Annotated in this window: 15 protein-coding genes and 2 tRNA genes; 4 read left to right on the top strand and 13 right to left on the bottom strand. The window is 69.0% G+C overall.

Features of this window, described 5'->3' with window-relative positions:
- Positions 1-115 precede the first annotated feature (115 nt).
- A tRNA-Gly gene (locus tag CFP71_RS39575) sits at positions 116-189 on the bottom strand.
- A gap of 84 nt (positions 190-273) precedes the next feature.
- Here CFP71_RS39575 and CFP71_RS39570 point away from each other — a divergent pair.
- Positions 274-347 (top strand) — tRNA-Pro (locus CFP71_RS39570).
- Between the two features lie 99 nt (positions 348-446).
- Here the strand turns inward: CFP71_RS39570 and CFP71_RS39565 are convergent.
- Both CFP71_RS39565 and CFP71_RS39560 read right to left on the bottom strand, forming a co-directional pair.
- Positions 447-1,895: a tyrosine-type recombinase/integrase gene (locus tag CFP71_RS39565; RefSeq protein ID WP_093939016.1), complete on the bottom strand. Its 1,449-nt coding sequence runs from the start codon at positions 1,893-1,895 to the stop codon at positions 447-449.
- Positions 1,896-1,897: 2 nt separating this feature from the next.
- The gene (locus tag CFP71_RS39560; protein WP_244200007.1) at positions 1,898-2,104 is read right to left on the bottom strand and encodes an excisionase family DNA-binding protein; all 207 of its coding nucleotides are present in this window, start codon (positions 2,102-2,104) and stop codon (positions 1,898-1,900) included.
- Between the two features lie 302 nt (positions 2,105-2,406).
- On the opposite strand from CFP71_RS39560, the gene CFP71_RS39555 reads away from it, so the two are divergent.
- Entirely contained in the window at positions 2,407-2,937 is a 531-nt protein-coding gene (locus CFP71_RS39555) for a hypothetical protein (protein ID WP_093939014.1), read from the top strand.
- On the top strand, positions 2,927-3,148 hold the full coding sequence (locus tag CFP71_RS39550) for a hypothetical protein (RefSeq protein ID WP_093939013.1): 222 nt from the start codon (positions 2,927-2,929) through the stop codon (positions 3,146-3,148). The genes CFP71_RS39555 and CFP71_RS39550 overlap by 11 nt, the downstream gene beginning before the upstream one ends.
- A gap of 69 nt (positions 3,149-3,217) precedes the next feature.
- Here CFP71_RS39550 and CFP71_RS39545 read toward each other — a convergent pair whose 3' ends face one another.
- The 6 genes from CFP71_RS39545 to CFP71_RS39525 all read right to left on the bottom strand — a co-directional run bounded on the left by CFP71_RS39545 (position 3,218) and on the right by CFP71_RS39525 (position 6,710).
- Positions 3,218-5,005, bottom strand: coding sequence for a DNA cytosine methyltransferase (locus tag CFP71_RS39545; protein ID WP_093939012.1), 1,788 nt, complete (start codon positions 5,003-5,005; stop codon positions 3,218-3,220).
- Positions 5,002-5,346, bottom strand: coding sequence for a hypothetical protein (locus CFP71_RS39540; RefSeq protein ID WP_093939011.1), 345 nt, complete (start codon positions 5,344-5,346; stop codon positions 5,002-5,004). Before CFP71_RS39540 ends, CFP71_RS39545 begins: the two co-directional genes overlap by 4 nt.
- Positions 5,343-5,834 carry a hypothetical protein gene (locus CFP71_RS39535; RefSeq protein ID WP_093939010.1) on the bottom strand — a complete coding sequence of 164 codons (492 nt, stop codon included), beginning with the start codon at positions 5,832-5,834 and terminating at the stop codon, positions 5,343-5,345. The genes CFP71_RS39540 and CFP71_RS39535 overlap by 4 nt, the downstream gene beginning before the upstream one ends.
- A gap of 23 nt (positions 5,835-5,857) precedes the next feature.
- On the bottom strand, positions 5,858-6,091 hold the full coding sequence (locus CFP71_RS39530; protein ID WP_093939009.1) for a hypothetical protein: 234 nt from the start codon (positions 6,089-6,091) through the stop codon (positions 5,858-5,860).
- 94 nt (positions 6,092-6,185) lie between these two features.
- Positions 6,186-6,374, bottom strand: coding sequence for a hypothetical protein (locus CFP71_RS43880; protein WP_143267250.1), 189 nt, complete (start codon positions 6,372-6,374; stop codon positions 6,186-6,188).
- Positions 6,375-6,437: 63 nt separating this feature from the next.
- The gene (locus CFP71_RS39525) at positions 6,438-6,710 is read right to left on the bottom strand and encodes a hypothetical protein (RefSeq protein WP_093939008.1); all 273 of its coding nucleotides are present in this window, start codon (positions 6,708-6,710) and stop codon (positions 6,438-6,440) included.
- 388 nt (positions 6,711-7,098) lie between these two features.
- Between CFP71_RS39525 and CFP71_RS39520 the strand changes: the two genes are divergently transcribed.
- Positions 7,099-7,515, top strand: a complete 417-nt coding sequence (locus CFP71_RS39520; protein WP_143267249.1) for a hypothetical protein — start codon at positions 7,099-7,101, stop codon at positions 7,513-7,515.
- Positions 7,516-7,520: 5 nt separating this feature from the next.
- On the opposite strand, the gene mobF is transcribed toward CFP71_RS39520, so the two are convergent.
- From mobF to CFP71_RS39500, 4 genes are all read right to left on the bottom strand, one after another.
- Complete coding sequence (gene mobF, locus CFP71_RS39515; RefSeq protein WP_093939006.1) at positions 7,521-12,029, bottom strand: MobF family relaxase; 4,509 nt, start codon at positions 12,027-12,029, stop codon at positions 7,521-7,523.
- 220 nt (positions 12,030-12,249) lie between these two features.
- The gene (locus CFP71_RS39510; RefSeq protein ID WP_093939005.1) at positions 12,250-13,203 is read right to left on the bottom strand and encodes a DUF2637 domain-containing protein; all 954 of its coding nucleotides are present in this window, start codon (positions 13,201-13,203) and stop codon (positions 12,250-12,252) included.
- The gene (locus CFP71_RS39505) at positions 13,200-15,689 is read right to left on the bottom strand and encodes a hypothetical protein (protein WP_093939004.1); all 2,490 of its coding nucleotides are present in this window, start codon (positions 15,687-15,689) and stop codon (positions 13,200-13,202) included. Before CFP71_RS39505 ends, CFP71_RS39510 begins: the two co-directional genes overlap by 4 nt.
- Entirely contained in the window at positions 15,686-16,417 is a 732-nt protein-coding gene (locus CFP71_RS39500) for a hypothetical protein (protein ID WP_093939003.1), read from the bottom strand. The genes CFP71_RS39505 and CFP71_RS39500 overlap by 4 nt, the downstream gene beginning before the upstream one ends.
- Positions 16,418-16,519 lie beyond the last annotated feature (102 nt).

The raw sequence follows: 16,519 nt of genomic DNA, 5'->3' as shown, positions 1-16,519 counted from the left end.
GGCCTCCTTCCCTACCTTGAGGGTAGGGAAGGAGGCCTTCACGGACCGAGCCTGGACTCACCCGGATACGAAAGAACCCGCAGGCCAGAAGGCCTACGGGTCTCGTTCGAAGCGGTGGAGCGGGTGACGGGAATCGAACCCGCGTAGCTAGTTTGGAAGACTAGGGCTCTACCATTGAGCTACACCCGCGTGCCCCCGAAGTACCGGGTGCGAAAACAGCTTAGCGTGACCCGCTAGGCTGTGCGCACACCCCCCGGGAAGATCGGGGAGTGCCGGGATGTGGCGCAGCTTGGTAGCGCATCCGCTTTGGGAGCGGAGGGTCGCAGGTTCAAATCCTGTCATCCCGACTTCGGTCGACACGACCACCAGCAAAAACGGCGGGACCAGCGCAAATGCGCGAGTCCCGCCGTCTCAATTTCCGTCTCAGTACAAGGCGTTATACACGTTCAGCTCACCACTCGAAGCGCGGGCGGATCCTCGTCATCGGGGGCATCTGACGCCTTGGCAGCGTCGAGCAGGCGCTGAAGCTGATTGATCAGTGAAGCGTCGGTAGACGGTGGCGGACTTTGCGGCCTTGCCGTGTCGCCCCACAGGAAGTCACCAACCTGTCCGGCGATCTCGGAGACGACCTCGTCAGGCACGTGCACGTAGCGTTTCGCTACCGCCGCGTCTCCCCAGCCCATGATCTCCATGATCGCGGGCAGCGGGACCTTGAGGACCAGAAGCATGGTGGCTGCGGTATGCCGCGCGTCGTGCAGCCGGGCGTCGCGCACCTCCGCCTCGGCCAGCAACGCCTTCCATTCGTCATGGTCGGCGCGAGGATCGAGCGGGCGGCCGGTCGGCTGAGCGAACACCCAGCCGCCCTCCTGCCACTCGGTGCCGGCGAACTCCCGCTCCTCGTCCTGTGCGGCCCTATGAGCGCGCAGCAACTCCAGTAGCGGCTTGGGGATGCCGACTGTGCGGCGTCCGGCCTTCGATTTCACGTCGACTTCGCGGAGACCTCCGCCGTGACGCTTCGGGCACGAACTCGCGTGCCGCGCACAGCCTTCCGGGCACACCGGCGGACACTGCGCGTGTCTGGTGCACGCGTCGGCGCAGGGCTTGACCTTGTGGAGCCGTTCGCCGCATCGGTGGGGGTCTTCGCATCCGTGCTTCCACTTGTGCCGTTGAAGCTGGCGGGGTGTCCGCAGCAGACCGGCGTCGAGGTCGATCCGTGACCACTTCAGGCCGAGCGCCTCGCCCCGCCGAAGGCCGAGCGCGAGAGCGATCACGAACCGCGCTCCATTACGCCGGCAGCGGGCAGCGGCCAGGACCCGCTTCGCCTCAACCGCAGTCAGCGGGACGATCTCGTCCTCGTCGAGGCGGGGCGACTTCGCCAGCTTCGCCGGATTCGTGTCCAGCCGACCGCGCTCCAGGGCGACGTTGAACGCCGTCTTCGCCGTGCGGTGCACCTGGTGCACCGTTCCGGGCTTCGCGCCGCGGTCGGCCAACTTCACGTACAGCTTTTCGAGGTGTTCAGGCTCCAGCTTGCGGAGCCGATGTGCGCCAAGCCCGGGAATGAGATGTTTGTAGACCGCCGTCCGATAGCCGGCCAGCGTGTTCTCGCGAACGGATGGCGCTGCGATCGTCTCGACCCAATGAGTCAGCCACTTCTCGACGGTCCAGGTTTGCGATCCAGCTTTGGGCGCTTTGCCGCTGTCGCGTAGGCGCTCCAGCTCGCGCACCTTGCTGGTCACCTCGGCCTCGGTCGCCCGCTCGACATGTCGCCGGTCCGGCTTTCCGTTATCGAGCACACCCATAGTGACGCGACCATGCCATTTCCCGTCCTTTCCCAGGTAAATGCTGCTGGCTCCATTAGGTGCGCGCGTGCCCTCCAGTCGCTTCTTGCGCGGCATGATCAGCCTCCTTCCGGAGCAGAAAGGCTCTCGACGTAGGCGGCCAACTCATCAGCCGGGATACGTCGATAGCGTCCGACGAGCACACTCGGGACGACTTCGTCCCTGAGCAGCGCGAACATGGTGGTACGACTGACGGAGAGTCGGTCGGCCGCCTGCTCGACGGTCAGCATTTCCCGGGGCGCTTTCGCGTTTTCAGGTGAGCTCAATTTTCCTCCCTTGCATGACCCGTTCACGGTGGCGACGGTTCCAATGAAACCAACCGTACTTCAAATCATCGGGATTGAGCGGAGAAATATTCAGTTCAATTTATCGCTTATTTCGCAGCATTCTCTCGTGTTTCACAATTTGCAGATAGGAGCAGGAAGCGAGACGTACGTCGCGGGCCGCGTGACAAGTCTCAGCCTGCCGACGATGCACCTCGGGTGCGACTGCCTCTAGCGCGCTGGCTGGGTTTCATGCTCAGGGACTGCTTGTTGGCTACTCTCACGTTGAGCAGCGGGAGGACACTATGGTCGACCAGCCCACGAACGACGACGGTAAGCCGAAGCCGGTCCACATCGACGAGATCAGGAAGCGTGCTGCGGAGCAAGGCGACCTGTCATCGGAAGAGGCCGCCGACCGGGCGCAGAAAGCTATCTCTGGCCTTCTCGATCAGGTCACTAAGCCGTTGCAAGAGACCGCGAAGAGCATCACCGACCTCGCGACAGGGAGGCTTCCGAAGCTCTCCGTGCCCCCCGTAGAGGATCTCTCCTTCGTGAAGTCCTTCCGAGACGCTGAGGCGAGCCGGACGGCGCAACTCGAGGCGATCCGCGAGGCCCAGCGGGTGCAGATGGACGTTATCTACGAAGCCCAGCAGCAGGAACGTGAGCGACAAGACCAGCTTGAGGCAGAGCGGGTTGAGCGGGAGAAGGAAAACCTACAGGTCGCTAAGGACTCCCGAAGCCACGCGAAAACGGCGATCACCATCGCCATCCTGTCGTTGATCGTCGCGATCCTAGCCCTCGCTGCGGGGATCGTGGTTCCGTTGATTGCGGGCTGAGCCGCAGGCCGATCCCGGCCACCGCCGCAAGTTGCGCACGAGCTGTGAACGTGAGGAGACAGGCGCCGAACGGCGAACCCTGCTCCAGCTCGCCGGACGGATCCTCGACTCCTGGCCGGCCACGATCCGGCTGCTCACCGTCGTTGCGGGCGGACTGTGGCTTCTGAACGCCACAGGTGACCTCGGCCTGGTCCGCCTCGGCAAACCCTGACGGAACAGCTCAAACGTAGATGGACCCCGTCGTGACGACGGGGTCCATCTACATCTCGGCATCCGCCGGTCAGGCGATCGCTTCGGGGGTGTCGAGGACTGCGCGCAGCCGGGCGCCGATCCATGCGCCGACGGCCGGGGAGACCGCGTTGCCGAATCCGTCGGTCTGGGCGCGGGCGGTGCCCCAGACGACGAACGTGCCCTGGTAGCCGGGGAAGTCGACGTCGAAGCCGCAGCCGCGGCCGATCTCGTGTTTGCCGAGCATCCGGAAGTAGCAGTCGTCGAGGGTGAGCTCGGCGAGCGTGGCGCGCCATTCGGCGGCCAGCTGGGTGGCTCCTGCGGCGGTGAGCAGGCCGGGGATCTGGTCGGAGGTGACGGTGGGCATGGACTCGGCGTGCGTGGTGGGGATCGTGTTCTGCCGGAACGGCACGATCCCGGCCGACACCATGCCGAGCGTCTCCGACCCCGCCTGCGTCGGCAACGGCACGTCTGCGCCACGGGGTGCGCCCTGGAAGTTCGCGATCGCGAGCAGCATCGCCTTCTCATGGGTGGAGGTCATGGTGTCCATCGGCCGGGTGATGTGCTGGCCGTCGCCGTTGTGGCGGTGCGCGGCGATCACCGACCCGGTCGCGACCGCGACCGGTGGCGTGAGGACACCGGTTCCGTTGGTCGCGGTCTGCGCCCACAGCGGCTGCCCCAGGTCCCGGGTGCGGCAGTCGGAGCCCGGCCGCTCGAACGTGTTGCCGGCGGCGACCATGAGCGCGCCCGTCGAGAGGATCGCGGTTTCCTGCTGGCTGGTCTGGGTCGCCATCGGCTGCCACGGGTGCTTCTCCGTGCCGTGGACGGCTTTCGCGGGCATCAGGACGGCGGGGAAGTCGGCGAAGCGCTGGCGGCAGCGTTCCGCGCGGGCCATCGTCGCCGCGGCGAGCGGCCCGACCGACCCGTCCCGCTGCTTCTTGACCGGCTTGTCCCCGATGCGGGTCCCGAGGTTGGTCAGGTCGAGCGCTTCGATCGACGGCGTCATCGGCGGGAACACCTCGGCCCGGCAGCGCGGACACCGGTAGTTGTACTGCTTGCCGTAGCGCACGGACCCGGTGGGCGGGACCCCGGTCTTCCAGGACCACACCGCTTCGACGGTCGTGTCGCACCGCGCGCACCACGACTCGGGACGGTGCTCCAGGTCCGGCGCGGGGAGGGTCTTGTCCCAGAACGCGGCGTAGTAGCGGTCCCGGGACTGCGGCACCCCGAAGAACATGCTGTTCAAGTACATGACCTTGTGGTCGTAGCCGAGCGTGTCGAACTGCTTGAGCCACCACTTGTAGGTGGTGCCGTCGCCCACCTTCGGCTTTCCCGGGATCGCCGGTCCCCACGACGTCAGCTCGGTCGTGCACTCGACCAGGATCAGCCGGGGGTGGTGCACGGCGGCGTAGTGCAGCACGCAGTTCGCCGTCGCGCGATCCCGCTCCGACCGGGTTACGCGCTCCTCGAACTCCGGATCGGTCATGGAGAACAACGTCAGACCCTGCTCGTACGCCTTGACCGTGTTGGCGATCGAGTGGTTCACGCAGCTCACCCCGGCGGAGAGAAGGTCACCGGCCGGGAGGTCGCGGGCGTCGTGGTAGTCCCCCGACTCCGGGTCGACCAGGTCCGCGATCCAGTGCTCGGCCTCCGGGTGGTTCGCCTCGTGCACCTCGACCTTGAACTCGTTGTGGTTCGCGGCCATGATCGTCTCGAACCCGGCCAGCTTGATCCCCTGCGTCAAACCGCCGAACCCGGAGAACAGCTCGACCGCGACCGGGTCGTCGTGGCGGGAACGCCGGCGTCGCTTCGCAGGACGGTGCGTGGCCGTGCGGCTCATGCCTCCTCCCCAGCGGCCTGCACGATCTCGTGGTGCATCATCCGGTCGGCGGCGCCGGGGTTGGCGATGATCCACGCCGCGATCCGCTTCGCACGAGCCAGGTTCCGGCGCCCAGGGCCCGCGATCCAGCGGCCGTGGTCGAGCGGGAGCGTCCCGGCCGTCCAGCCCACGTTGTCGGGATCGGGGTAGGCCCGGTGGAGGTGCCATTCGTCGGTGCTGGACCAGCCGCTTTTGCCGCGGTGGACGCTGTGGGCCGCCAGTGCCCAGACGGTGTAGTCGTGTTCGGTCAGGTAGAGACCTTGCTCATCGGTCCACACGAGTTCGGCGGGCGGGTTCGTCATCGCTGGTTCTCCTCGGCGGCGACGACCGGGTCTTCCATCAGGCCAGTACCGACGAACAGGTCGTTCAGAGCGTGGTCGCGGAGCTCGGCGAGCTGGTGCTCGGTGTCGCGGATCGTGTCAAGGAGGTCCTTCGCCTCGGAGGGGCGGAGCCGTCCGCAGCGGGAGTAGTGGAAGGTGTCTTCGACGGCTTCGAGCAACGCGGCGGCGAGCTTGACGGCGTCGCTACGGGTCAGCCGCACGGCGTGTTCGCTGTCGCGGGTGGGCTTGTAGTTCGTGTCGATCTCGACGAGCTGGCGCGCTTCGCCGTAGTCGGCGAACTCCATGTCCCCATCGGTGACCTCGCTGGTGAAGGTCGGGTCATACCCCTCGACGACCTCCACGCGGACACTGTTGGCCCACTGCTCCAGGTCCTCCGGGTTGGGGGTCCAGCCCTCGAAGCTGGTGGAGAACGCCGGGAGCGGAACGTAGGCGGGCTGCTGTTCGGTCATGGTCAGTCCTTTGTGGTCGCTGGTCAGCAGGAGTGGTTGACGTCGGAGGGGATGGCGTCGAGGACGCGCTGCACGAGGGCGGTCGGGAGCACGCCGTGTTCGATCGCGGCAAGTGCGGCATAGGCGTCGGCGAGCTGGATCGCGGTTTGCCGGTACGCGTCGGGCTTGGGCCACAAGGCAGCCGGGCCGTTGTGGTGTTCGTTATTGGTGGCGGCCTTGGCGATGAGCTCGGCGGCCTTGTCGAGGTACTGCGACATGGAGTTGGGTTCCCTTCTCAGATGTGCCACTGGTGGCCGCAGTCCAGGCACGTGGCCAGACCGGCGAGGACGAAGAAGCTCCAATGCGTGCAGCTCATGCCCTGGCCTCCTGGCGGAGGATTTCGGTGATGACGTCGGCGGCTTCGGCACCGGTCTGCGCCCACGCCTCGCCGTTGAGCACCTGGTCGAGGTAGTCCGCGATCTGCGTCTTGGCCTGCTGCCACTGCTCGCCCGTCATCGCGAGCTCGCCAGCTTCCTGGTTGTTCTTTCCCTGTGCTGCCATGACGATCCCCTTTGTCTGCGGTGGGGATGCGGGACCGGCGTGGCCCCGCATCCCGGGTGTGGCTCAGAGGCAGTCGGTGTCCTCGTCGGTCTCGGTGCGGGTGGCGGTGCGCGTGGTGCGGCTGGCGGTGATCTCGTCGTCGGAGGCGTCGAGCACGGCGCGGTAGGCGGTCTCTCGTTCGCCGGGCTCAAGGACCTCGGACTCGATCCAGCTGTCGATTTCCGCGTGGTCGAAGCCACGGATTTCCGCGAGGATTTCGCGGTCGGTCAGTTCCTGGTCGGGGTCCTCTTCGCGCGAGTGGGCGAGAACCATGTCGATCGCGGTAGTGAGATCCATTGCGGTTTCCCTTTCTGGCGGTCGGGTGCTGAAATCTGTGCGCTGCTTGCTGGTCCGGTCGTTCTTCGCTGCCCGTAGGGCGGGGCGTCGGCTTGCCGCTGCCCCTTTGAGGCGCACCGCGCGGCCCCAGAGGCTCGCGGTCAAGGGGTCAGGCCGAAAAGTTTTTGAGCGCACGCTTTTCGCGCTCGAAAAGTTTTTGGAATGCGCCCCTTTACCGTGAGGTTGGGGCCGTGCTAAGCCGGGCTGCGAAGCTCAAAAACACAGGCCGCGCTTGCGCGGACCTTGTTCCGCCCGCAGAGGGCGGTTATTGATGAACGTGCACCGACGCCGGCGGATTGCCCCGGTCGGTGGACGGTTCCTGTCGGTACCTCGTGTCACCATGGATTCCATGGAGCTGACCGGACGCGACTTCGACCGGATCCCCCGTGGCAACGTGCGGGTGCCGGTCGTGGAGTTCGCGAGCCTGTGGCTGACCGCGGAACGCGCGCTCGACGCCGATCCGAAGAACTGGGCCTACTTCGGTGTCGCGCAGACCTGTCGTTGGCTCGCCTGCGCCACCGTGCGCCGCGTCAACCAGAAACCCCGGCTCGCCGACGCACCGGTCACCCGTCGTTTCGGGCTGGCACACGAGGAAACCATCGAAGCCGAGACACTCGCGGCCGAGCGGCTGCTGTGGCGCCGGCCGGTTCCCCAGTACCTCGAAAGCCGCCCCGGATGGCTCGACTCGGTCGTGGCCACCCTGGAGTGGGCGTGGCGCCGCAGCGGCGTTCCGCCGCTCGACGTTCCCGCCCACTCCCAGAGCTGACCTGCTCACCGCTCGACCACCGCGCCGTCGGCGTCGGCCAGCTCGGCCGCGTCGTCGCTGTTGCGGCGGTACAGCTCCGCTGCTTGAGCCTCCTCTGCGACGTGCTGTTCCTCGGCGGCCTGGCGAGCGGCGATCTCCTTCAAGGCGCGCTGTGCCAGTTCGACCGATCCGGCTGTTTCCTCGGCTGAGGGGACCCGGACCTCGTCGGACTCGACGACAGGGTCCTCGGCGGCCGCGACCTCGCGGACGTCGGCCACCTCGACCTCGGCCACCTCCTCGCCGTCCGGGGCGTCGGCCGCGGTGGCGGTGTCGACGTCGTCGGCGCGCTGCCGGGCCACGTCGGTGAGGTCGTGGTCGGCGGTGACCTCGCGGTGGACGTCCTCGGTGGCCATGTGCTCCCGGTGGGCCTGAAGCCACTCGTCCGAGGTCACCAGCGGGACGGGTGTGGTGTCGAGGTTGCGGGCGGAGATCTCCGCACTGGCACGGTCGGCGGCGGCGCGGGTTTCGGCGGTGTGGGCGTACCACAGCGCCCGCGCCTCGTCGGCGCCTTCCAGCTCCGCCGCGCGGGCGGCGAGGGTGTCGGCGAGCGCGTCGGCCTCGGCGGCTTCCTGGAGCATCCGTTCCCGCTCGGCCTCGTCAGCGACGGCGTCGGCCTCGGCGCGGCGCATCGCGGCGTCCCGGCGGCGGGCGTCGAGGGCCTGGTGGGTTCCGGCGAGTTCCTGGCCGACGAACTCCGGCCCCCACGCCTTCTCCCGCTCCCACGCCCGCATCCGGACCAGCAACTGACCGTCCGACATCTCCAGCTCGTCCCGCCCGGACTCCGGGCGTCCGAGGACGCGCCAGGCGGAGCGCCACGACGCGTACGCCTCGACCTGCCCGGACTTCGGCGCCGCGCCCAATGCTGTCTCAGGGTCGTCGTGTCCGGTCAGCTCACGGTGAGCCGCGACCGCGCCTACCTTCTCGATCCACGCGTCTCGCTCATCCACGGTGTCCGGAACCGGGCCGAACGCCTCAATCGCCCACTGCTCCGGCTTCTTCGCCTGCTCATCGCCCAGCAGCTGACGTCGCTGGTCTGCGGTGTCGGCCAGCGTGCGCAGGTAGGTCGCCCATTGGGGGTCGTCGACCTTGGGCAGCCAGTCGGCGTAGGAGTCGCCGACAGGGTCGAGAGTGACGGTGTCGGTGATGCGGTGGTGGATCACGTTCGTCAGCTGCCGCGACCCGGACAGCGTCCTGGCCGTGACGGCGTCGTCGAGAACGTCGCGCGGGTCGTGCCCGGCGAGCTCCGCCCGGCGCAGCAGCCGCGCGAGAGTGGGGCCGCCGTCCTCGGCGGCGATCCTCGCGCGCTGGTTCTCCGTCAGCTTCCCCTTCTCCACCAGCTCGTCCAGCCACCGCTGCGTGCGTCCGGCGGTTGCCAACTCGGTGGCGTCGGCGAGAAGCTCCGCCGGGGTGCGGATCGCCTCGTTGTCGGCGGCGGCCTCGGCCGCCTCCTGAAGCGCCGACCGTTGCGGACCCGCGCCCTCGAACGCACCGGCGAGCACCGCGAGCGGCGACTTACGCACAACGTCGACCACCTCGCCGGTCGGGCTATCCACCTGCACCATCAGCCCACCGTGCGGCTGATCGGCGTCGCCGACCCGGGACGCCAGTTCATAGGCTGTCGCTGTGGTGACGTGCGCGGTGTTTCCTTCGCGGCCTCGGGTGAGCCCGACGTAGAGGGCTTCCTGTCCGGTCGCCTCGGTCACCACCGAGTGCGACGTGTCGACGGTGAGGCCCTGGGCGCTGTGGACGGTCGAGGCGTAGCCGAGCACCACGTGCTCGGACACGTAGGCGCCGGGCAGCGTGATGCGTTCCCCCAGTACTTCACCGACGCCGTCCTCTCGCCCGAGGACGCGGGCGACGATGAGGCCGCCGTCGTCTCGGGTGTCGAGGACGCGGTACTGCTTGCGGTTGATCGGCGCCTCGGGGTTGCCGTCGAATCCGGTGAGGTGCCAGCCGTTGTAGCGGGCCTGGACCAGGTCCCCGACGCCGGCGTAGGTGCCCTGCATCCCCAGCGGCACCCCCGCCTCCTGCACTTTGCCGAGCCGGACGAGGTCGTTGCGCAGTTCGGCGGACAGGTGTGCGGCCTGCTCGTTGGTGTCCACGATCAGGATCGAGTGCTTCCCCGCCAGGGTGTCCGCGAGCCACGCTTTCCCGGCGGTGGCCTCGGCCTGTTCGCGGGTTCCGCCGTCGAGGATCCGGCCCTGCTTGTGGTAGTCGCCGAGCACGGTCTCGTCCCCGTCGCGCAGCCGCAGCGACGCCGCACGCTCCCACTCCGAGCGGAACCGGCGGACCTCGGTCAGCTCGTACGCGGCCCCGGCGGTCGCCATCAGGTCCATGCCGCCCCCGGCACCGACGGCGGCCAGCTGCCGGTGATCCCCGGTCAGCAGCAGCTTCGCCCCCGCCGCCTCGACATGGTGCTGAATCTGGGCGAGGTCGGCGGTGTTGGCCATGGCGGACTCGTCGACCACGACCAGGTCGCCGGGGTTCAACGCCCATTCGACGTGCTCGGGGTGGGTCGAGCCCTCGACCAACTTCGTCTGCACGCCCAGCCACCGCGCGATGTTCCGCGCGGTCAGCCCCTCGCCGGCGAGGACGTCGGTGGCGACCTGGCTCGACGCCAACCCCACGACGCGGCGGGACTGCCCGCCCCACAAGTCGTTATCCTGCCAGGCTTTCGCGAGCGCGCCGACCACAAAAGACTTCCCGGTCCCTGCCGGGCCGACCAGGGACTCGACCGCCGCGCCGGAGGTCAGCACGCCGCGCACCGCGGCGGCCTGGTCCGCGCCCAGCACCATCCCCGCGTCGGCGAGCGCCGACACGAAGCCGTCCACTGCGGACACATCGAGCGCCGGGGCGCCGCCCCGGGCCGTGGCCGCGGCGAGAGCGCGTTCGGTGTGGACATGCTCCGGCGTCGCATACAGGCGGCGGCCCGGTCCCTCGTAAGCGGATTCGCCGTTCGCGAGCTTCAGCGCGTCCGGCAGCACGGCGACGCCGGGGCGGTCGGTGGCCAGTGGCGTCGCGAGCTTCACGCCCTCGGCGGTGAGCGTGTCCAGCAGCCGCGTCACCTGGACGCCGTCCAGGTGACCGAGCTGATCGGGCAGCGCGTCGGAGATCGCGCGCGTCAGGTCGGGTGCGGTCCAACCCGACTTGGTGGACTGAACGTCCGCCAACGCGGTCTTGAGCACGTCGTCCGGTGACCACTGGGCGGCTTCGCCCGGGCCGTGGTCGAGGTTGAGGACGTCGCGGGCGACGCCGGCGAGCCCGTCGGCGACCTCGGCGCGCAGCTCGCGGTCCCAGCGCTCCAGGCGCGCCTCGGTGGTCTCGCCGTCGTGCGACTTCGCCTTGCGCGTGGCGAACGTGGCCTGCCGCTGCAAGCGGTCCAGCTCCAGCGAGTTCGGCGCACGACCGAACCGCGCCTCGAACGTCTCGACCAGGGCGGCGGTCTTCTTCGTGATCGCGCGGCGGCGGGAGCTGAACAGATCCATCACCTGCTGGTCGATCCCGACGACCTCGCGGGACTTCCCATCCGGCCGTGCGGCGAATCGGATCCCGAGCGCCTTGGCGAGGTGTTCCTCGGTGGTGCGCTCCCCCACCGCCGCCGCGGCGCCCCGGTGCGCGTACAGCGCGCGGCCGTCCAGCGTGCGCCACTGCCCATCGGCGCCTTCGACACGGTTGAGGATCGCGTTGTGGATGTGCAGCTGCGGATCGTGGTTGCGCGAATCGTGCTGAAAGAACGACGCCACGACGAAGTCGTGGGCGTCGATGAACCTCCCGGCGGCACCGCCGTGATGCCCCACACGGGAGTACCCGGCGTGCTCGGACAGGTAGTCCAGTGCAGCGCGGTTCCCGGCCCAGATCGCGTCCTCGACCGCGTCGCGGTGCGCGCGCCACGACGCGGCGGCGGTGCGGGCGTCGTCGCGCTGGCGTCCGATCTCGGCGAGTTCGGCCGGGGACGCGCCCGCCGCCGTGGCGGCGGCGAGCGCGTCGTTCAGTTGTCCAGCCGCCTGTTCAGCGCGAACCTGCTGCGCCTCGAACGCGGTGTGCAGAACGGTGACGGACTTCTGGACGCTGAACGTGGCGTCCAGAAAGGCCACGTTCTTCCGCGCGGACTTGTTCGCCTCCAGCCGCAATTCCTCGCGGCGTTCACCCGTCGCCCCGGGTTCCTTGTCCAACGCGGCGGCGTACAACTCGTCCGCCGTTGGATAGTTCCGCCCGGTGTGGCCGAGAGTGGACGCCTCCGCCCACCGCGCTGAATCCTTGAACAACTCATCCCGGGGGTCGACGAACTGCTCGTAGACCGCGCGCATGTCCTGCTCGTCGACCAGTCCCGTGAGGCCGAGTTTCTCGGCTCCGCCGCCGTACCAGCGGCCCGGCGGCTCGCCCTCGGCGACCGCGTCGGTGTAGTAGTTCTCGCGGCCTTTCGCGACCTCCTCGGTGAGGTAGGAGACCGAGTACCCGTTCGACAACGTCAGCATCCCGGCCACCTTTCAAGATCAACAAATAGGCTTTGAAGATCAACAACGGCGGTCGCGGTTCCGGGCGCCCGCCAGGGCGCACCGGCCCGACAGATCGTGATGCATAGGTGTGCATCTGATTTCTTGGTTGGTGAGTTGTTGCTGGGTGAGTGGCTGATGGGTGTCTTGGTGTTCGTTGGTGGCTTGCTGAGTGGTGATGTGGTGCTGGGTGACTTGTGGATCATGAGTTGGCCTTGGTGGTGCTGTGATTGGTGATGACGTGAAGGTGGTGGGGCTGTTCCCGGAGTTCTTTGAGGACGGTTCCGGCGGTGCCTCGGGAGACCTGGGCGGTTTCGTGGAGTTGGTCGACGGTCGGGAGGTTGCCGTGGAGCGCCTGGTATTTCCGGGCCTCGTGCAGCGCTCGGTCCCGCTTCGGTGACGACGGCGCCAGCGCTGGACGCTCGGGTTTCGGCTCCTCCGCGCCGCGCGACCCGGACTGCTCCGAGTGAACAGCAGACGGCGCCAGGCCTGGACGTTCAGACCGCTCGTCGGTCGCGGCCGAGTCCAACGGCTCCGGCTGGACATGCCCGGATTGGACGGACAGCGACTGGACGGTGGCGTCCTCCGGACGGTCCGAATGGACGGACTGCGACTGAACGCTCGACGACTGTGTGGCGGTGACACCGCCCGTGGCGTCCGCGTCCGTGACCGAAGTCGCCCTCGTGTCCACTGTGGTGGACAGCTTCTGGGTGGCGCGGAGCTCGCTGAGCATGAACAGCAGGTGCGCCACGATCGCCGCCGCGATCGCCGGCCACGCCCCCACCCAGAACCGCAGCAGCTCCGGCGTCGGCTTCCCTGCGGATCCCGGTTCGCCGTTCGGTCCTGGCGGGACCGGCGCGGTGAAGCCCCCGACGAAGTAGATCGCCTGCGCCAGACCGGACAGCCCGGCCGCGAGGATCACCACCGCCCACGCGTACCGGCGGCCAGCGCCGGACAGCCGCGAGGTCGCCACATAGGCCACGATCGCCAGACCGTCGGTGATCACCGGGTACGTCCACGCGATACTCGCCAGCACCCCGGACGCGACCACGACCTCGAACAAGCCGTGCGCGGTCGCGACCGCGGCACAGATCGCCACCACAAGACCCGGCAGCCAGAACCCCGCCGTCGCCCACCGGCTTCCCTGCCCGCTCACTGCCCCCACCCCTCGGTGTCGGCGTCGGCCCGCTCGTCGGCGGCGTCGTCGGCGTTCCAGCGGGCGCAGCGCTCGGCGCGCTCGGTGTCCTCGTCGGCGGGGTCGTGGTGCTGCACCGCGTCCTCGACTTCCTCGACCGCGCGCCCGCATTCTGCGACCCGATCCACGAGCGGCGTGTTGGCAAGGCGTTGCCGTGCCGCGGGAACGTCGACAGTCCAGAAATCACTGGTCTCGTGTTCGTGCTGGCTGCACGTGCTGCATTGGGACACGTCCTGACTGCAGCTGGAAAGGTGGTCTTCGAGCCCGTCCGCTTCCCGCACGATGGCCCGCGCGTCCTCGACGGTCATTCCGCCAGCGGCGGCGGCGAGCTCGGCGCGGAGGGACGCGCGGCGCTGCTCGATGTACTGCTTCTCGGCGTCCTCCTCCGAGACGTCACCGTCGGCGTCCTCGGCGAGAACCTGATCGATCCGGGCCACAGTCTCGTCGGCGGCGACGCCGGCGGTTTCGTCCTGGTCCACGACCGGCCACGCACTCGCCTGACCGTCGTTGGACGGGACGGTCGGCAGCTCCGCGAGGGCCTGGTCGACATCGGCGTCGAACGCGTTGATCACGGTGAGATAGGCGGCGCGGGTCGCATCGCTCTCGACCACGCCGTGGACGTCCTCTTCGGCCAGTTCCCGTGCCGCCACGGTGGCGTCGCGGGCGGTCAAGCCCTCGTTGCCGGACTCGATACGGCTGTCCTCGGCGACAAGCTCGATCGCGGTCCGCAGATCCATCTCCGGCGCGCCCGTGCTCGCCGCGTTGTCGCGAGCAGGAAGGTTCCGCGCGATCCAGCCACCGGGTTCCAGTGCTGGCTCGGCGACCTCGGGTGCCTCGACCTCGTCGGCGGGCGCGTAGAACGCCGGGTCCCAGGTCGCCGCGTCGTCGGTGACGGTCGAGAGTTCTCCGGTGGTCCGGCTCCGGACCACGTCCCCAGGTGAGAACAACGTGAACGTGGTGGACTCGCTGACCGTCTCGGAGGTGGTGTCGGCCGCGGCACGGGTGCCGCGCGGGATGACAGCGGACCAGGGCTCGACCTGCCAGAGTTCGCTGGCGGCTTCCTCCGCCAGCCGCAACGCGGTGACCATGTCGACCCCGTCCCTGAGCAGGGCTTGGTAGCGCTGTTCGACCTGCGACTGGTACAGCTCTTCGTCATTGCGCCGACGGGCAGCGGAGGCCGCAGCCTGCGCAGAGATTCCCGGTTCGTTGCTATCCACAGTGGACTCTTCTCCGGTGTCGTGGGCCGACGCGTGCTCGACGCCGTCGGCGGGGTGGGTGAGCGCGGCGCGGACCTGGTCGGCCTGCTCGGCGCTGATACGTGAGGTGAATGCGGTGGCCGCGTCGCTCACCGCCGTGGAACGGGCCGCGTCGTGGCTCTGGCCGGCGTCGAGCTGGCGGCGGTAGGCCATGACCGCCGCGACCGCGAGCCCGGTCTCGTCGAGGCTGGCCTCGACCGCGCGGGCCGCGGCCGCGTCGTCGTCCCAGCCCTCGGCGCGCAGCTGCGCGAAGCGGCCCACCGCGTCCTCGGCGACGAAGTAGTTCCGCATCGCTTCCCCGGCGGGCATCAGCTCGTCCGGGTCGATCAGCACGACGTCCGGATCCTGGGCAATGGCGTGTTCGGCGGCGACGGTGGCGGCCAGCTCGGCGTGGTCGGGCGGTTCGCCTTCGGTGCCGCGGTGCGCGGTGTAGAGGTCGAGGGCGGCCTGGGCGACCGTGAGGCTGTCGCCCTCGAACATCCGCAGCGTTTCGGCGCGAGCGTCGACCTCGCCCTCGGCCTCGCGCAGGACGTTCTCGAACAGGTCGATCGCTTCCTCACCGACCGTGTAGGCACGATCGAACGCCAGCTGCTCGACCTCATCGACGACCTGATCGGGCACGTCCGGCTCGAACAGCTCCTCACCGAAATCGTCCTCGACGGTGCCGTCCGCTGGGATGGGGTCCTGGGCGGCGACGCCTGCGGCGATCGCCCGCGCCTCGTCGGGCTCGTAGCCGATGGCGAGCAGCCGCTCGTAGTCGCTGACGGCCTTCGCGCCGATCGGCGACACGCGCTCCAAGCGGTACGCGATCTCCTGCGGCGGAACGCCTTCCTGCTGCCAGGTCAGGTACGAGAGCATCGTGGCGTCGGCGATCTCCCGCTGCCGCAACTGCTCCGTGGTCTCGCCCGGGCCGTCGAGGACATCGTGGGTCGCGGCCACGCGGGCTTGCTCGACCTGCTGCGCGATTTCGGCCTCTTCCCACGGCTCGTTGCCGACGCCCAGCTCGGCGGCCCGGGCGGCGTAGCCGTCGGCGGTGGCGGCGGCCTCGGCGGCTTCGCGTTCCAGCCGCGCCCGCACCACCGGGTCGGTGACGCCGGCGGCGGCAGTGGAGCGCAGGAACGCGATATCGCGGTGCCGTTCCGCGGCGAGCCGGGTCGCGGCCTGGGTCAGCTGATCCATCCACTCGGTCATCGCCGACCACCCCCGCTACGGCGGCGGACGGCCTCGGCCGCGCGGGCATCGGCCACGACTTCGGCGTCCGGCTCCGGCGCGGTCTCGGTGCGGGCGGTGCCCCACCATCCGGCGATCGGCGCGAGCGCCGTCCCGGACGGGACACGCGGCCCGGGAAGGAACAGGCTGCCGCCGTCCTGGTGGTTCTCCAGCGAACAGTTCGCCGTCGCCGCCTTGATCCGCTTCACCACACCGGGCCGGTACCGGTCATGCCAGTCCGCGGCACGGGCCACGGTGGCGTCCCGGTCGACGTAGGCGGCGAGCCAGGAACGCATGAGACAGACGAGTTCCTCGACCACGTCGGGGTGCCACCACCAGCACTCCGGGAGCTCGGCGCCGTGGTAGCGCAGATACACCCGGCTCAGCCACAACGACAGCTCCGTCAGGACCGTCTGCGCCTCGTCGGCGCCGTCGACGTCCTCGCCGTCGGCCAGATCGAGCCACGACAACGGCCGGGTCTTCTTGCCCGGTTCCTCCTCGTTGAGCTGTTCCACCAGGCCCTTGACGACCTTCGCCAGCTTCGTCACCTGCTCCGGCAACGGCTCCACCAGCTCGTGCAGGGCTTCCACCTGCTGAGGCAGTGGCGTGACCGCCTCCATCGTCATGCGCAGGCCCTCGACCTCGCGGGCCAGACCGGCGACCGCGGCCGTGGTCGCGAACTCGGGCTCCTTCTTCTCGCTGGTGCTCATCGGGCACCGCCACTCTCGACACCGGCGACCAGGTGGGCGTGCGCCATCCACGAACGGGCCAGTTCCAGGTGCCGCCGGGTATCGACTGTGTCCCGGTCGTCG

The sequence above is a fragment of the Amycolatopsis thailandensis genome, assembly GCF_002234405.1.
In the GTDB taxonomy this organism is placed as follows: Bacteria; Actinomycetota; Actinomycetes; order Mycobacteriales; family Pseudonocardiaceae; genus Amycolatopsis; species Amycolatopsis thailandensis.
This window is presented reverse-complemented; position numbering and strand designations above follow the sequence as displayed.

What these genes read in the sequence shown, in the direction of transcription:
- CFP71_RS39565 (WP_093939016.1), bottom strand. Translation starts at nt 1,895, where the DNA reads ATGCCGCGCAAGAAGCGACTGGAGGGCACGCGCGCACCTAATGGAGCC.
- CFP71_RS39555 (WP_093939014.1), top strand. Translation starts at nt 2,407, where the DNA reads ATGGTCGACCAGCCCACGAACGACGACGGTAAGCCGAAGCCGGTCCAC.
- CFP71_RS39545 (WP_093939012.1), bottom strand. Translation starts at nt 5,005, where the DNA reads ATGAGCCGCACGGCCACGCACCGTCCTGCGAAGCGACGCCGGCGTTCC.
- CFP71_RS39540 (WP_093939011.1), bottom strand. Translation starts at nt 5,346, where the DNA reads ATGACGAACCCGCCCGCCGAACTCGTGTGGACCGATGAGCAAGGTCTC.
- CFP71_RS39535 (WP_093939010.1), bottom strand. Translation starts at nt 5,834, where the DNA reads ATGACCGAACAGCAGCCCGCCTACGTTCCGCTCCCGGCGTTCTCCACC.
- CFP71_RS39530 (WP_093939009.1), bottom strand. Translation starts at nt 6,091, where the DNA reads ATGTCGCAGTACCTCGACAAGGCCGCCGAGCTCATCGCCAAGGCCGCC.
- CFP71_RS43880 (WP_143267250.1), bottom strand. Translation starts at nt 6,374, where the DNA reads ATGGCAGCACAGGGAAAGAACAACCAGGAAGCTGGCGAGCTCGCGATG.
- CFP71_RS39525 (WP_093939008.1), bottom strand. Translation starts at nt 6,710, where the DNA reads ATGGATCTCACTACCGCGATCGACATGGTTCTCGCCCACTCGCGCGAA.
- CFP71_RS39520 (WP_143267249.1), top strand. Translation starts at nt 7,099, where the DNA reads ATGGAGCTGACCGGACGCGACTTCGACCGGATCCCCCGTGGCAACGTG.
- mobF (WP_093939006.1), bottom strand. Translation starts at nt 12,029, where the DNA reads ATGCTGACGTTGTCGAACGGGTACTCGGTCTCCTACCTCACCGAGGAG.
- CFP71_RS39505 (WP_093939004.1), bottom strand. Translation starts at nt 15,689, where the DNA reads ATGACCGAGTGGATGGATCAGCTGACCCAGGCCGCGACCCGGCTCGCC.
- CFP71_RS39500 (WP_093939003.1), bottom strand. Translation starts at nt 16,417, where the DNA reads ATGAGCACCAGCGAGAAGAAGGAGCCCGAGTTCGCGACCACGGCCGCG.